Annotated in this window: 13 protein-coding genes; 10 read left to right on the top strand and 3 right to left on the bottom strand. The window is 68.3% G+C overall.

Annotated features, from left to right (window positions below; all coding sequences use genetic code 11):
• Nucleotides 1-51: 51 nt before the first annotated feature.
• Together FBT69_02115 and FBT69_02110 are read right to left on the bottom strand one after the other, a co-directional pair.
• Nucleotides 52-342, bottom strand: coding sequence for a 50S ribosomal protein L27 (locus FBT69_02115; GenBank protein MDL1903594.1), 291 nt, complete (start codon nt 340-342; stop codon nt 52-54).
• A 65-nt stretch (nt 343-407) separates the two neighbouring features.
• Entirely contained in the window at nt 408-1,052 is a 645-nt protein-coding gene (locus FBT69_02110) for a hypothetical protein (GenBank protein ID MDL1903593.1), read from the bottom strand.
• 187 nt (nt 1,053-1,239) lie between these two features.
• Here FBT69_02110 and FBT69_02105 point away from each other — a divergent pair, with 187 nt between their 5' ends.
• The 9 genes from FBT69_02105 (at nt 1,240) to FBT69_02065 (ending at nt 12,841) form a co-directional block, all read left to right on the top strand.
• The gene (locus tag FBT69_02105; GenBank protein ID MDL1903592.1) at nt 1,240-2,250 is read left to right on the top strand and encodes a GNAT family N-acetyltransferase; all 1,011 of its coding nucleotides are present in this window, start codon (nt 1,240-1,242) and stop codon (nt 2,248-2,250) included.
• Nucleotides 2,251-2,789: 539 nt separating this feature from the next.
• Nucleotides 2,790-4,250: an AAA family ATPase gene (locus tag FBT69_02100; GenBank protein MDL1903591.1), complete on the top strand. Its 1,461-nt coding sequence runs from the start codon at nt 2,790-2,792 to the stop codon at nt 4,248-4,250.
• 371 nt (nt 4,251-4,621) lie between these two features.
• On the top strand, nt 4,622-5,239 hold the full coding sequence (locus FBT69_02095; GenBank protein ID MDL1903590.1) for a hypothetical protein: 618 nt from the start codon (nt 4,622-4,624) through the stop codon (nt 5,237-5,239).
• A 353-nt stretch (nt 5,240-5,592) separates the two neighbouring features.
• Nucleotides 5,593-5,832: a hypothetical protein gene (locus FBT69_02090; GenBank protein MDL1903589.1), complete on the top strand. Its 240-nt coding sequence runs from the start codon at nt 5,593-5,595 to the stop codon at nt 5,830-5,832.
• A gap of 594 nt (nt 5,833-6,426) precedes the next feature.
• Nucleotides 6,427-7,053 carry a hypothetical protein gene (locus FBT69_02085; protein ID MDL1903588.1) on the top strand — a complete coding sequence of 209 codons (627 nt, stop codon included), beginning with the start codon at nt 6,427-6,429 and terminating at the stop codon, nt 7,051-7,053.
• Between the two features lie 170 nt (nt 7,054-7,223).
• Complete coding sequence (locus FBT69_02080; GenBank protein ID MDL1903587.1) at nt 7,224-8,345, top strand: DegT/DnrJ/EryC1/StrS family aminotransferase; 1,122 nt, start codon at nt 7,224-7,226, stop codon at nt 8,343-8,345.
• Nucleotides 8,346-8,606: 261 nt separating this feature from the next.
• Entirely contained in the window at nt 8,607-10,913 is a 2,307-nt protein-coding gene (locus FBT69_02075) for a hypothetical protein (GenBank protein MDL1903586.1), read from the top strand.
• Nucleotides 10,914-11,027: 114 nt separating this feature from the next.
• Nucleotides 11,028-12,536, top strand: a complete 1,509-nt coding sequence (locus tag FBT69_02070; GenBank protein MDL1903585.1) for a PQQ-like beta-propeller repeat protein — start codon at nt 11,028-11,030, stop codon at nt 12,534-12,536.
• Nucleotides 12,537-12,553: 17 nt separating this feature from the next.
• Nucleotides 12,554-12,841: a 50S ribosomal protein L28 gene (locus tag FBT69_02065; GenBank protein MDL1903584.1), complete on the top strand. Its 288-nt coding sequence runs from the start codon at nt 12,554-12,556 to the stop codon at nt 12,839-12,841.
• Nucleotides 12,842-12,884: 43 nt separating this feature from the next.
• Here the strand turns inward: FBT69_02065 and FBT69_02060 are convergent, their stop codons facing one another.
• Nucleotides 12,885-13,157: a hypothetical protein gene (locus FBT69_02060; protein MDL1903583.1), complete on the bottom strand. Its 273-nt coding sequence runs from the start codon at nt 13,155-13,157 to the stop codon at nt 12,885-12,887.
• A 136-nt stretch (nt 13,158-13,293) separates the two neighbouring features.
• Between FBT69_02060 and FBT69_02055 the strand changes: the two genes are divergently transcribed.
• Nucleotides 13,294-13,881, top strand: coding sequence for a hypothetical protein (locus FBT69_02055; GenBank protein MDL1903582.1), 588 nt, complete (start codon nt 13,294-13,296; stop codon nt 13,879-13,881).
• Nucleotides 13,882-13,885 lie beyond the last annotated feature (4 nt).

Below are 13,885 nucleotides of genomic sequence, written 5' to 3'. Positions count from 1 at the left end.
GCTCGTTGAGGAGCGCTGACGCTTTTCGTCGGCTCGCTCGCTGGTGCCGGGTCAGTTGTTGGACGACGCCCTGGGGAGCCAGACGGGTCGGGGTGCGCCCGGGTCGGAAGGATCCACGTGGACGCGGCGGCCCTGGAAGACGACCGTGCCGTGGGCAACGGAGAAGAGCGTATCGTCGGTGCCGCGGCGGACGTTGAAGCCGGGCTGGAACTTCGTGCCGCGCTGGCGGACGATGACCGAGCCGGGCTTGGCGGTTTCACCGCCGTAGAGCTTGACGCCGAGGTACTGGGGGTTGGAGTCGCGCCCGTTCTTGGTCGAGCCTTGACCCTTCTTATGTGCCATGGCGAAGCCCTCTGAGTGCTGCCCGCGGGTGTCCGGCCCGCGGGACGGGGAGGATAGGCGCGGCGTTACCGCATGATCCAGCGGCGGTTGACCTCGGTCAGCGGGCGGGATTTCTGGAGTTCGAGCCGGAGATCGCCCGGAACGGCGTAGGCGAGCATGAGGGTCTTGCGGAAGACGAGTCGGCGTTCCTGGCCCGTGCGGGGGTCGATGAGGGTGATGGTCTCGTTCTCGCCGCTGAAGCCGGCGGCGAAGACCTTGACCTCGTCGATCTTCAGGTCGTTGGCGGGCCAGATCACGACGCCGTGGCGAGCGTTCTCGACGCCCTGCTGGATGCGACCGATGATGGCGATCTGGTCTTCGAGCAGCGGGTCGCGCAAACGGGCCATGATGTCGCGCGTGGCGATCTCCGGAACCCCGACGCCGGAGAGAAGAACCTCGCCCTCGTCGGTGGCGAGCTCGAAGGAGGGGACGAGGTCGAGTTCCTCGCCCGTGTGGTTCACGACGGAATAGGTGAGGTAATAGAAGGCGCGGGGGCCTTCGCCGGGCAGCTCGACCGAGGCCACGCGGAGCGGCCCCGGCTTGAGGTCCAGTTGCCAGCGCTTCGGCACGGGTGCGGGTTCAGGCGCAGCGAACGCGGTCGCTATCGCGGCGGAGACCGCCAACGCTGCGAGAGCAACAAGGGACAGATGCCGGAAGGGACGGTCGGACATGCCTGGGTCTCCGTCGGATGGGTCGGGGGCGAGTGTAGTCTAGTGGGGAGCAGCAGTGTTGAGGAGCGGGGCCTGCAAAGCCTCCGCCCCGAGACAAGGAGTGGGGCCTTCAAGGCCTCGCCCCGGGGTGCGAAAAAGGGGTTCGCTTGGGCCGGCCCCGAAGATATCGATCGGGCGAGAGGTGTGAGTGAGCGAGCGGGTAGAGAAATCGGGTGTCGTCGTCGGGGTCGCCGCGTGCAAGGCGGTTCCGGTACCGGACGACCTGTTGGTTGAGGCAGCGGGTCGGCTCGCGGCTGCGTCTCGTGGGCAGCGGATGCGTGCCGGGCGGCAGTTCGTCGAGCAAGCTGGGCGACTGGGGATCGACCTGCGTCTGATGCGGGCCGCCGTGCATGGGGAGGGTCGGCACCGGGCGGTAGGGCAGGTCTGTCTGCCCGTGGCCGGGGCGGGGCGGACGGCAATGTTCTTCGTCTCCGGGCCAGCCACGCAGGAGTCCGATGCCGACCGGGCTGAGCGGGTCGCGGTGGTTGAAGCTGGGGTCGAGGCGGTGCGGTCGCTCGGCGAAGGGGTCGTTCGGCTGTGCCAGGCCCTGCCTGAACCACGGGAAGTCTGGGCCATTGCCGCGTACGAGGCGGCGGGGTTCATGCGGATAGGCCCGCTCGACTACATGAGGAGGCCGCTGCACGCTGCGGAGGGCCGTGGGGGAGTCGCGCCGTGCCTGCCGAGCGGGCTGGACTGCTGGCCGGGCGGCGTGGAGGTGCGTTCCTGCGAACAGGGCGAGCGGGACGAGGTGTTCGTCGCGCGCGCTCTGGAGGCGAGTTACGAGGGGACGATGGACTGCCCCGAGTTGTGCGGGCTGCGCGAGACGACGGACGTGATGGCGTCCCACCGCGCGACGGGACGGTGGGAGCCATGCATGTGGTGGCTCGTGCTGCGCGAGGGCGAACCAGTTGGGTGCGTGCTGCTCAACCCGTGCCCGGAGATCGGGAGTGTGGAGCTGGTGTACCTGGGGCTTTCGCCCTTGGTGCGCGGCGTCGGGCTTGCGGACGCGCTGCTGCGTGCGGCGATCTCCGCGTGCGCGACGCGGGGCGGGGAGTTGACCTGCGCGGTGGACAGGCGGAACCAGCCAGCGTGTCGGCTGTATGCGCGCCACGGGTTTCGTCGGTTCGCGGAACGCATCGCGCTCGTGCGTGCGCTGTGAGCGACGGCCGGGGGGAGTCCCGCGATTTCACGCGAAGCGGCGAGTGTTGCGAGGAACGACGGCGCGCGCGGTGGGGGGAATCGCGCAAACGCCCGATCGGCCGGGGAGTTGCGCGTTGCGCGCACGAGTTATACACACGTTGTTCGAGTGTGTATCAGCGTCGTGTGCAGAAGTCCGGCGGTGCGCAAGCGCTTGCGGGAGCGCGACAAGCGCATTTCGCGTGAAGAAGTTCGACAAGGCTCTTGCTCGCCGAGCGTCGGCGCAATATCTTTGCCCCGCTCGTCAGGGAGCGACGGGCGAGTGGTGGAACGGAAGAGAGAGATCGTGCGGTCGCGCGCCGCGTTCGGAGCGTGCGGGCGCGCGGAATGGCGGGGTTCGCTCCGCCGCTCGGGTGAACGGACTCGCACTCGTGGCATCGTTTCGGCGGACCAACGGGCGGGGCCGGTCGCGCGCGGGTTGTGTGCGCGGGGTTGTGCATCGCGCGCCGGGACGCTGCGGAGGTGGCGCCGGTGCCGGAGGCAGCAGGGGTCGCGAGCGGGATGACAATGGGAACTGACGCGGACTCGCGCCTGCGGTCGCGGCTGCGAGAGCAACTCGGAGAGGATCGGTACGAGCGGTACTTCGGGCGAGACGTGCGGTTCGAGTGCCGCGACGGCGAGGTCGAGGTCGCGGTGGCGACGCCGTTCCTTGCCAAACTGCTGGACCGCCGCGTGGGCGAAAGTCTGCGCCGCGCGGCCGAGGCCGAGGGCGGTACGCGCGTGCGCGTGCGGGTCGATCGCAGCGCGTTCGAGCGCGCGGGCGGCAACCTCGTGCCAGAGCAAAGCGGCGAAAGGCACGATCGACGCCCTCCCAGGCCGAGCGCCAAGCGAAGGCCAGCCGGGGCGCCGGGCAAGCGGCTCGAAGACTTCGTCGTCGGCGAGGCGAACCGGCTCGCTTACAACGCGGCGGTCAGCCTCGCCGAGGGGGGCGAGGGGGCGAGGTTCAGCCCACTCTTCATCCACGGCGCGTCGGGGATGGGCAAGACGCACCTGCTCCAGGGGATCGTCGGGCGAGTGCAGGCACGCAGCCCTGGCGCGCGGGTCATCATGACCACCGCCGAGTCCTTCATGAACGACTACGTCGCGGCGGTCAAGGGAAATGCGCTGGAGGGCTTCCGCCGGCGCTGGCGCGGTGTGGAACTGCTCTGCCTCGACGACGTTCATTTCCTCTCCAGCAAGCAGGGGACGCAGAACGAACTCCTGCACACCTTCGATGCGATCGACCTGACCGGCGCCCGCGTCGCGCTGGCCTCCGACGAACATCCGCACCGCATCGACCAACTCTCGGCGCAACTCCGATCGAGATTCCTCTCCGGGGCCGTCGTTCGGCTGGACGCGCCGGAGGCGGACCTTCGGCGGCGACTGATCGCCGCGTTCGCCGCGCGTCGCGGAATCGCGCTCGAGGACGAGGCGGTGCGAGTGATCGTGGAGCGGTCGGGGTTGCCGACGGGTTCGCCGGCCTCCGTGCGCGACATCGAGGGCATGGTGACGCAGGTCGAGGCAGTCAGCAGGCTCCTCCCGGAGTTCGTGACGAACAGCGGCAGGATCGGCGCGCTGGCCGTGCGTCGTGCCATGGGACTCGGGGAGCCGGGGTCGGAGGGCGTGTCGCGTCGTCCGCTCAGGCCGATCCGCCCCGAGGCCGTCGTGCGCGGGGTGGCCGCCGCGCTGGGGGTCGAAGTCTCGGACGTTCTGGGCACGACCAGGCACCGACGGGTTGTACTCGCGAGAGCCTTGTGCGTCTACCTGATGCGCGAGTTGACGACGCTCAGTTACCCCGAGATCAGCCGCGCCCTCGCCAGGCGGAACCACTCCACGGCCGCCACGGCGGACAAGCGGCTCCGGAGGCAGATCGTGGATGCCTTCCCAGCGGGGGTGGGCGGGGAGTTCGAGGGCATGACCGTCGGAGAGGTCATCGGCAGAGTTCAGCGGCTCGTGCTGGACGGTGTATCGAACCGGGGTTGAGTGAAAAAATGTGGGTTTGGGTAACGCTCACCCAAGCGGCTTCACGGCGTTTGTTCGGGCGATGAGCGGGGAGCAAATTTTTCGGTGGAAATCAACCGGGAAATTACACCCAGGGTCTTGACTCAGGGTTTCCGTTGTGTTGAGATGTGCCCGATCGGCAAGCCCACAAGGCGGTCGAGCCGTGGGGCAGTCTGAGAGAGACGAGACAGACCCAGCCCCAAGATGGTGTTCGGAGCGTGAGGCGAGGAATCGCGTCGCGTTCGTGTGCATGAGGTGCCGGTCGCGTGGCCGGCACTGAATAGGGGTTTCGTGCCGTCGAGTGTCATCGACGGCGTCAGTTCCGGGCCATGGCCCGTACAGGAGAGAGTCTCATGAAGAAGGCGATTGCAGTTCTTGCCGTTCTCGCCGTGAGCGGCGCCGCGTTCGGCAACACGATCATCCACAACAAGCTTCAGGGGCCCGGCTACGCCTGGTCGAGCGGCTTCGGCAGCTCGAGCGGCGGCCAGAACCTCTTCGGCGGCTACAACGACTACGCCGTCGTTGACAAGGTCAGCGTTCCCCTCGGCTTCAATGCCATCACCGAGATCAAGACGACCAGCATCTCGGCGGCGAACTTCTTCTTCGGCGCTGCGCCCATTCTCGCGACGCAGGCCTCCGTCTACGTCACCCAGAACCTCGGCTCCGGCGCCCCGACGCTGACGAACGTCGGCGTCGCCTCCGTCAACATCGGTGTTGACGGCTACGGGATCGCCATGGTCCAGATGACCTGGACGGGCAACATCCCCGTCACCGGCGGCCAGGACTACTACATCGGCCTGCGTGCGTTCAGCACCGCCGGCGAGCCCAACGAGTGGTACTACCAGCACGACGCCCCGGGCGGCGGCAGTGCCCACCAGTCCGCCTTCGGCGGGCCGTTCGGCTCTCTCGGCAAGGCTTCGCTGGCCCTCGTCGGCCTCGGCGGCCTCGTCGCCGCCCGTCGTCGTCGCTGATCGCGGCTACGGCATCCTGTGGATCCTCTGATCCATCCGCGACCCCGGTCTCACGACCGGGGTCGTTTTTTTCCCCGTGATCCGTCAGTTCCCATGACCAGCAGGGCCAGGCGTTGTGCGAGCGGGGCATCCCCCTCAGCCGATCGGACTTCAGCCCACTCGAGGTCGAAATGGTCCCGCTGACGCTCCGGTCGGGCCGGCTCGTGCGCGGCCAGATGGTCGAGCGGCAGGAGGGGGGCGGACTTGCAGCGATCCGCGCGCCGGACCGGCGCCGTCGGCTCGCGAGTGCTCGGAGTACACCCGACCGTACCGACATCGAGTTCGAGTAGCGCGATGGAGAGGTCGAGGTCGCGGTGGCATCGTCGTTTCGGGCGAAACCGCCGGAGCGCGGCGTCGGACTGCTGTCTCGACGGCGTCCGTTTCCCTTCCAGCGGGAGGGGACGCAGAACGAGATCGTGCACAACTTCGATGCGATCGACACCGCAGGCGCCAGCCTCGCGCAGACATCAGACGATCACCCGCAGCACCTCGACCGGCTCTCGGCGCAGCTTCGTCGGGACTCCGTCTCGTGGTGGTCGTTCGCTTGGATGTGAAGGACGCGGGCCTGAAGCGCCGGCTGGCCGCGGGCTTCGCCGCACCCGCGTTCTCTTGAAGCTGTGGTGCGCGGCGCGGCTTCTGCGCTCGGGGGCGAAGGCTCGGATCTTCTGCGCACAACTCGGCGCTGACGCGTCGTACTCGCGAGAGCATTGTGCGCCTTCCTGATGCGCGTTGATGATGCCGGTGATGTCGCCGGAGTTCCGAAAACATCTGTTGAGTTTGGTGTTGAGCGACGGCGAGGGCAATTACGGGATCGTTTTGCATTGGGGTTTATCTCTTGCTGCTGACCAGGGGAGTTTGCCCACCAGCGAGAAAAAGGTGCGGAACTGCGGGAATCGTGCTTGACGCACGGCGGTCGGTCCAATCAGAATGCGGTCCATCGACATCGACGTGTTGTGGTCGAGTCGCGGGCAGTCTGAGAAGAGAGACAAGGCAAACGCTGCCCCCCATCCGATGCGGAGCGTGAGGCGAGAGATCGTGTCGCGTTCGTATGTTTCTGGAGTCCGGCCGCGTGGTCGGTACACCGTTGTGTTGCGGCCGTCGTACGTTCGGCGGCGAATATCGGGGTCATTCCCGCAGGAGAGAGTCACATGAAGAAGGCGATTGCAGTTCTTGCCGTTCTCGCGCTGAGCGGCGCGGCCTACGGCGACACCATCATCCACAACAACCTGCAGGGCGCGGGTTACGCGTGGGTCAACGGTTGGGGCAGTTCCGTGGGCGGCGACAACCTGTTCGGCGGACGCAGCGACTACGCCGTCGTTGACCGCGTCACCGTTCCCGCCGGCTTCAACAAGATCACGAGCGTCTCGACGACGAGCATCTCGTCCCAGAGCTTCTTCTTCGGCGGCGTGCCGATCCTCGCCACCCAGGCGACCCTCTACATCATCCCCGCCGGCGACATGCCGAACAACTTCGCCGGCAACCGCTTCGAGAACGTGTCCGTGACCTCGACGAACATCGGGTTCGACGGCTACGGCATCGCCATGGTGCAGATGGACTGGACCGGCAGCGTCAACGTTGCCCCCGGCACGTACTACATCGGCCTGCGTGCGTTCAGCACCGCCGGCGAGCCCAACGAGTGGTACTACCAGCACGATGCCCCGGTGGCCGGTGATGCCTACCAGGCCTCCTTCGATGGTCCCTTCGGCTCCCTCGGCGGGGCTTCGCTGGCCCTCGTCGGCCTCGGCGGCCTCGTCGCCGCCCGTCGTCGTCGCTGATCGCGGCTACGGCATCCTGTGGATCCTCTGATCCATCCGCGGCCCCGGCCTCACGACCGGGGCCGCTTTTTTCCTACAATGCGCCCGGCGTCCCTGGCCAGGAGGGCCGAGCGTTGAGCGAGCAGGACATCCCCCTCAGCCGACCGGACATCAGCGATCTTGAAGTGGAGATGGTCTCGCTGACACTTCGGTCGGGGCGGCTCGCGCTCGGGCCGATGGTCGAGCGCTTCGAGCGGCATGTCGCGGATCGCGCCGGGTGCGCGCACGGCGTCGCGGTCTCGTCGGGGACAGCCGGGCTGCACCTCGCCCTCCAGGCGCTGGGCGTAGGGCCGGGCGATGAGGTCGTCACCACGCCGTTCTCGTTCATCGCCTCGGCGAACGCGATCCTGTACGTCGGCGCCCGGCCGGTCTTTGTGGACATCGACCCGTGCAGCCTGAACATGGACCCGGGTCGCGTGGCGGAGGCGATCGGACCGCGCACGCGGGCGATCCTGGCGGTCGAGGCCTTCGGCAACCCGAAGCACATGGATGCCTACGCCTCCATCGCGGCCCGCGACGAGATCCCGCTCGTCGAAGACTGCTGCGAAGCGCTCGGATGCTCGCACAAGGGGCGGGCGTGCGGGTCGTTTGGGCGCGTCGGCGTCTTCGGGTTCTATCCGAACAAGCAGGTCACGACGGGCGAGGGCGGCATGATCGTGACGGACGACGAGCGGCTTGCGGATGTCTGCCGCTCCCTGCGCAACCAGGGTCGAGCGGCGCGGGGCGCGCAGACACCGGGCGATCCGCAGGCCGCGCTGGGATCGTGGCTGGCGCACGAGCGAGTGGGGTACAACTACCGGCTTGACGAGTTGTCGGCCGCGCTGGGCGTGGCCCAGATGCGCCGCTTTGACGAGATCGTCGCACGCCGGCAGGCGGTGGCGCAGATGTACATGGAGCGCCTCATCGACCACCCCGAGCTGATCCTGCCGACCGTTGACCCCGAGTCGGTGCAGAGCTGGTTCGTGTTCGTCGTGCGGCTGGCGACCGGGTGGTCGCGCGCCGAGCGAGATCGGATCATCGCCAGCCTTCGCCGGCACGAGGTCGGTGCGGCGGACTACTTCCCCTGCATCCATCTTCAGCCGCCCTATCGCGAGCGGTTCGGGTTCGAGGAAGGGTCGTTCCCGATCGCGGAGGCGGTGAGTGGGCGGACGATCGCGCTGCCGTTCCACTCGGGCCTGACGGAACGGGACGTGGACTTCGTGTGCCAGACCCTTGCACTGATGATGTCGCGCGAGGGGCTGGGGCGGGGGTGAGCCATGTCGCCGGTCCGTTGAGTCCTGCTGACATCACAGGCACACACTTATGTTGTTGTGTGGCATGATGTTGCGATGCGATTCCGTCACGGCGAACGAGTGATGCCGCACTCGATCGTATCCCTACCAAACATATCGTTGGAATTCGAGTGTTGCGTTGACCCGGGGTTATCCGTAGGCTGGAAGACCAGTCGGCGGTGAGTGGGATCCGGGTGGGTTGCACCGGCGCGCGGCGAGAACACTCAACAAGGGAGAGTAGCCATGGGATATGGACGCCAGATTGCGGCGTTGGTGGTCGCGTGCGGTCTCGGCTCGGCGGCTGCGGCGCAGGTGAGCGATCCGGTCGGGCCTGCGCCCGGCACGGTGAGCGTGGCGCGGCCCGACGTGCTGGTGTACGAGGGATTGCTTGTCTACCTCGGCACGCCCGTGGAGGGCGAGGTGGACATGGTGGTGACGGCGTGGGACCGGCCGCTTGGCGGCGCGTTGCTGGAAGGGCCGACCGAGTACACGGCGGTGCTGGTGGAGGATGGGTGGTTCCGTGTGGAACTCGAACCGACGCTGCTGGAGCGTGGGCGTGGGTTCGCGTGGCTGGAGGTGTCGGTGCGCTGGCCGTCGGGGTTGGGCGAGTACGAGAGGCTCGACGGGCGTCAGCGTGTGGACTTCGGGTCGGTGGTGTATGTTCCGAATGATGGCGAAGGCGGCGCGGCGCGAGGGGGCGAGCCGGACGACGATGGGGCTCGCTTCGGCGCGCGTGGGCGCACGGCGACGCCGATCTCGACGGGGCGCGGGCTCGCGGCGGGTGATCGGCCCGATGACGTGCGCGACCCCGCGCGTGGACGCTTTGACGGTTCGTCCGGCACGATCGGCGACGGTTCAGAGGGCGGGGGCGGGACGCGCGCGTGCGACTGGACAATCGTCGGCGACAACGTGTACTACGAGTGCGGGAACGTGGGCGTGGGCACGACGAACCCGTTGCACCGGCTGCACGTCGTGAGCGGCGGGCAGCACGCGATCTTCAGCGTGAACACACTGAACACAGGCGGCCTTGCGTACGGGGTGTGGGGCCAGGCTGCCTCGACTAGCGGACGGGGGGTGGTGGGCTTCGCAACGGCTGGAACCGGGGCGACCGCCGGACTGTACGGACGCAGCGACAGCACGGCCGGGCGCGGCGTGTTCGGCGTGGCGACGGCACCGAGCGGCTTCGTGTACGGGGTGTGGGGTGAGGCCGGCTCGCCGACCGGGCGTGGCGTGCTCGGGTTCGCGACGTCCGCGACAGGGGGCGCCGCGGGCCTCTTCGGCCGCAGCGACAGCACGACGGGCTACGGGCTGTTCTCCCTCGCAACGGCGGTGAGCGGCCAGAACTACGCCGTGTTTGCGGAGACGATGAGCAGCGGCGGCTTCGCGGGGTACTTCAAGGGCGGCAAGAACTACTTCCAAGGACGGGTGGGCATCGGGACGGAAAGCCCCGAGGGTGCCCTTCATGTGCTGACCGGGGTTCAGCACGGGGTCTTCTCGCAGGCGTCGCACAACACGGGGCGCGCGGTCTATGGCGAGGCCACCGGCAGCAACAACGGCATCGGCGTCATCGGCGTCGCGAGCGCGACGACGGGCACCAACTACGGGATGTACGGGCGGACGCACGGGTCGACGGGCACGGGCGTGTACGGCATCGCAATGCACACGACCGGCACCACCTACGGCGTGCAGGGACGAAACCACAGCTCCGCCGGGCGCGGCGTGTATGGCTACGCGACGTCGGGGAGCGGGACCACGTACGGTGTGATGGGTGAGGCGGAGAGCACGAGCGGGCGTGGGGTGTTTGGCAGAGCGTTGTCGGGTTCCGGGACGACGTACGGCGTTCGGGGTGAGGTGAGCAGCACGAGCGGGCGCGGCGTCTACGGCAGTTCAAGCGCAACCACGGGCACGACCTACGGTGTCTACGGCACGAGCAGCAGCAGCAGCGGGCGCGGCGTGTTCGGTTTCTCGAACAACTCGACATCGACGGCACGGGGGGTGCTCGGGCAGGCGGCCGCGCCGGCCGTCGCCGTCTATGCCGTCGGCAACTCGCACGCTTCGGGCACCAAGACGTTCGAGATCGACCACCCGCTGGACCCGGCGAACAAGTACCTCCGTCACTACAGCACCGAGGCGCCCGAGCCGATCAACTTCTATTCCGGGAACGTGGTGCTGGATGACGCGGGGCAGGCATGGGTCGACCTGCCCGACTACTTCGAGGAGATCAACCGCGACTTCCGCTACCAGTTGACGACGATCGGCGGCTGGGCGCCGGTGTATGTGGCGCTCGAGATCGAGGACAACCGGTTCATGATCGCGGGAGGGCCGGGCGGGATGAAGGTCTCGTGGCGAGTCGAGGCGATCCGCAACGACGCCTACGTCCGCGTGTACGGCGCGCCGGTCGAGGTCGAGAAGGCCGAGAGTGAGCGCGGCAAGTTCATTCACCCCGAGTTGTTCGGGCAGCCGGAGGAGATGGGCATCTACTACGACCCCGAGCCGATCGGGCCGACACCAGTGGACGAGGTGCCGGCCGACCTGGCCAGCGGGTCCTGAACGGCGTGGGCCGGGCACGGAAAGTCGGATTCTGCTTTGCCCGGGACGGTCTCTGCGGTAGCCTCGACTCGGTGGCGCGCGGATGCGTTCGCGTGCTGCCGAGCGAGGCGCGCCATGAATGGACCGTGCGTTGATCGTTGTGGTGCGATTCGTCGTACCTTCCTGCTGATGGCCGGTGTCGGCGCGGTCTGTTCCCTGCCGGTTTCGGCCCAGGACTGGACGAACGCGGGAGGGAACGCGGGGCGGAATGGACGCACCGGCGAAGTGGGGCCGGACGCGGCGGACGTGCTGTGGACGGGCGGGCGATCGTCGATCATCGCATGGCAGCCGGTGACGCTCGGGGGCAAAGCGTTCATGGTTCGGCAGACGGGGTTCCCGCCCGAGCCGAACTCGGACGAGTCGCCGGTGGTGGCGATGGACCTCGACACCGGGGCCGAGTTGTGGTTCGTGCATGTGCCCGCGCGGCCGGCGGACTGGACGACGTGGGTGCTCGGGGCGCGGGACGGCCGGGTGTACGTGTCGCGCTCCGGCAACGGGTCGAGCGTGTACGCGCCGGTGTATGCGCTGGATGCGGCCGACGGTTCGGTGGTGTGGGTGTCGGACGTGGAGACGGGGGCGGGGGCGTACGACGGCGTGGTGTTCGCGCCGGACGGGGACCTCATCGTCGCGGACTTCCGGAAGATCTACCGGATCAGCGCGCTGGACGGCTCGACGGTGTGGACGGCGGATCGGCTCTGCTCGGTGAGCGGGAACTGCGGACCGTGCGCGACGCAGACCGCGGTCTACGTCGCGGACGCGGCGGTGGGAGGGCACGTTGTCAAGCGCTACGACCTGGCGACCGGAGCGTTCCAGTACGAAAGCCCGGTGATGAGCGGGTTCACCCTCCAGAACACGCCGATGGTTGCGCCGGACGGAACGATCTACCTCTCGCGCACGCAGAACAACCCCGCGGTGGATTACTTCTACGCGATCGACGACACGGGAGCGGCGATGTCGATCCGGTGGTCCGTGCCGGCGGGCCGCGCCGGGAAACCGCATCAGGCGTCTGGACGCGGCGACGGGGGCGACGCTGGCGGAGTCGGATTCGCTGGACGCCCTCTCCGCGCCGCGGATGGCGACGGATGCGCAGGGACGGGTGTACGTCTCAAACGGAGCGTTCGCGCAGGGGCGGTTCTACTCGTTCGACGCGGACCTGACGCCGCGCTGGTCCGTGCCCGTGCAGAACATCAACATCGGCGCGCCGGCGATCGGAGCCGACGGGGCGCTCGTGGTCTGCGGCGTGGGGACGGACGTGCGGGCATACCGCACGGAACGCAACGATTGCCCCGCGGACTTCAACGGCGACACGGTCGTCAACTCGCTGGACTTCATCGCCTTCCTGAACGCCTACACGGCGGGAGACCCGAAGGCGGACTTCAACGGCGACACCGTCGTCAACTCGCTGGACGTGCTGGCGTTCCTGAATGCGTACGTCCTGGGGTGCGGCTGAGCGGCTCACAGGCGGGCAACGCGGCGGCTGTCAGGGTCATGATCGGCTGGCGACCCTGTCCTCAGGGACCACCGGTTGCCTTGGTTGGGGGGCGGACTAGAGTTGGGGCCTTGAGTTCGTCGGGCGGCCCCTGAGGGGCGAGGATTGAGCCATGCCGCGTGTCTGCCATTTCACCGGGAAGAAGACCACCTTCGGCAAGTCCCGCGTCTATCGCGGGCAGAAGATCACGAAGGGCGGCTTCGGCCTCAAGCCGACGGGGATCAGCCCCCGTACCTTCAAGCCGAACCTGCAGCCCGTGACGGCGATCGTGGACGAAGGCGGCAAGCCCACCCGGCGTCGCATCCTGGCTTCGACCAAGGCCATCCGGCAGGGGCTGGTCGTCAAGCCGCTGAAGCGCAAGTACGGCTACACCCGCCAGCAGAAACTCAGCGGCCACTGAACTTCGCGGCTGCGGGCCACGTGCCCATTGGTAACGCGCGCGATCAGCAGCCTGCGATCCACTCGTTGAGGAAGGCCAGGAAGTCGAGGCTGTTGACGGTGCCGTCCCGATTCCAGTCCGCGGCCGGGTGTGACGCCGTCCAGTAGTTGAGGAACAGGACGAAGTCGAGCGAGTTGACCGCTCCGTCGCCGTTGAGGTCGGGGCGGCAGGTGTTGATGACGGCCAGTCCGACGCCGCGCGGAGTGGTTGTGGGCGCGACGTCGAGTGCGTGGTGGTATGCGCCGGTGTTGAGGTTGATGGTGCCGATGCGGAGCATGCCGCCGGCCTTGCTTGGCGGGGGGTGGATTCGGGCGTTGCTAGGGCATGTTCGAGGCCCACGGGGTTGCGAGTGGCGGTGCGGGCCGGGCGGGCGTTGATCGGGCTATCCGCGCGGTTGTAGACTGCCGGTTGGCGTGAAGTGCGATCACTGCGACAACGAGGCGACGGTACACGAGGTGACCGTGGCGGGCGGCGTGCCGTACGAGAAGCACCTGTGCGAGGCCTGCGCCCGCGACGCCGGGCTGGCCGTGGCGACGCAGCTGCCGATCAGCCAGCTGCTCACCCACGCGGTGGTGCAGAAGGCCTCGACGAAGCTCGTTGGGCCGGGCGTGTCGAGCCGGTGCCCCGAGTGCGGCACGACGTTCGGCGAGTTCAAGGAGTCGGGGCTGCTCGGGTGTCCCGCGTGCTACCGGTCGTTCGAGAAGCACCTCTCGCCGCTGCTGGATCGTGCGCACGAGGGGGCGACGCACCACGTCGGGAAGGTGCCTCGGCGGGCGCTGCGGGCGAGCCGGGCAGGTGGGGGTGACGAGGGGGCGATCGAGTCGGTCCTCGGGCCGGCGGAGGAGCGGGCAAGGCGAGGCCGGCTGCTGCGCCAGCAGATGGAGGCCGCGATTTCGGCAGAGGAGTACGAGCGGGCGGCTCGCTTGCGGGACGAGTTGAGTCGGTTGACCGAGTTGGGCCTGGCGTCGGGCGAGGACGACTCGAACGGAGACGACTCGTGAGGCC

Source organism: Synechococcales cyanobacterium CNB (assembly GCA_030263455.1).
GTDB lineage: Bacteria > Planctomycetota > Phycisphaerae > Phycisphaerales > UBA1924 > CAADGN01.
The sequence above is the reverse complement of the archived record's forward strand: the minus strand, read 5'-3'. Positions and strand labels throughout refer to the sequence as shown.